Here is a 1,189-nt window from a genome sequence, read left to right as displayed (position 1 = left end):
CTTGGGTTCAAGTGGTTGTTGCAACGGGGTGGATTCTCGTGAGGATGAGGGTTCATGCCAGGGAGACGGTTGTCGTCCGCGGAGCGGGCGCAGATCGAGGTGTTGTTCGGGCAGGGTCTGTCGTTTCCGCAGATCGCGGTGGTGATCGGGCGGGACCGGTCGACGGTGTGGCGGGAGGTGCGTCGTAACCGCACCAACGGTCGGGGTCCGGGCCGCTCGGGTGTCCGGCACCCGTGGGGCCGTCAGCCGGGTTACGTGCCCGGGGTGGGCTATCCGCGTAGCTGGGGACCGGCTTACGGGTGGCGGTACTCGCATGTGGTGGCGCAGCGTCACGCCGACGAACGGGCGCGTCGTCCCCGGTCGGGGAAACTGCGGCCGGGGTGGGGTCGGCCGTGGCCGCAGTTGTGGCAGACGGTGAAGGATCGTCTGCGGCAGCGGCACTCGCCGCAGCAGATCGCCCGGTCCCTGCGCCGGGAGTTCCCCCAGCGACCGGAGATGTGGGTGTCACACGAGACGATCTACCAGGCTGTCTACTACCAGGCCCGGGGTGGGATGCGGCAGGAGTTGGCTCGGCAGGTCGCCCTGCGGTCCGGTCGGGCGTTGCGCCGTCCGCAGTCCAGGGCCGCCGCCGCGGGTCGGGGTGCCCGGCCGTGGGTGCGGGACTTCCACATCTCCACCCGACCCGCCGAGGTCGCCGACCGGGCCGTGCCCGGCCACTGGGAAGGAGACCTGGTCATCGGGGCCCGCGGGGCCAGCGCGATCGTCACCCTGGTCGAGCGTGCCACCCGCTACGTGATGCTCGGCGCCCTGCCGGAGTCGCGGGTCAGTGAGCAGGTCATCGACGTGCTTATCGCCCTGATGCGTCGTCTGCCCGCCGAGCTGCGCAAGACCCTGACCTGGGACCAGGGCATCGAGATGATCCAGCATCCCGTGTTCACCCTGGCCACGGACTGCCGGGTGTACTTCTGCGATCCCCACAGTCCCTGGCAGCGTGGCAGCAACGAGAACACCAACGGCCTGCTACGCCAGTACTTCCCCCGTTCCAGCACTGACTTCCGCACCTACACACAAGCCGATCTCGACACAGTCGCCCGCGAGCTCAACGGACGACCCCGGCAAACCCTGGGATGGCAGAATCCTGCCGAAGCACTCCACCAGCACCTCGTCGCAACAGCCACTTGAAACCGCC

1 protein-coding gene is annotated in these 1,189 nt (G+C 68.9%); it reads left to right on the top strand.

The window, feature by feature from the left end; translation table 11 throughout:
• The first annotated feature begins 54 nt into the window (after window positions 1-54).
• The gene (locus ACIBJE_RS31575; protein WP_396753932.1) at window positions 55-1,182 is read left to right on the top strand and encodes an IS30 family transposase; all 1,128 of its coding nucleotides are present in this window, start codon (window positions 55-57) and stop codon (window positions 1,180-1,182) included.
• The last annotated feature ends 7 nt before the right edge of the window (window positions 1,183-1,189 follow it).

This window comes from Micromonospora sp. NPDC050187 (assembly GCF_044459745.1).
GTDB lineage: Bacteria > Actinomycetota > Actinomycetes > Mycobacteriales > Micromonosporaceae > Micromonospora.
Note: the sequence above shows the minus strand (reverse complement) of the source record. Positions and strands in the feature narration are given on the sequence as shown.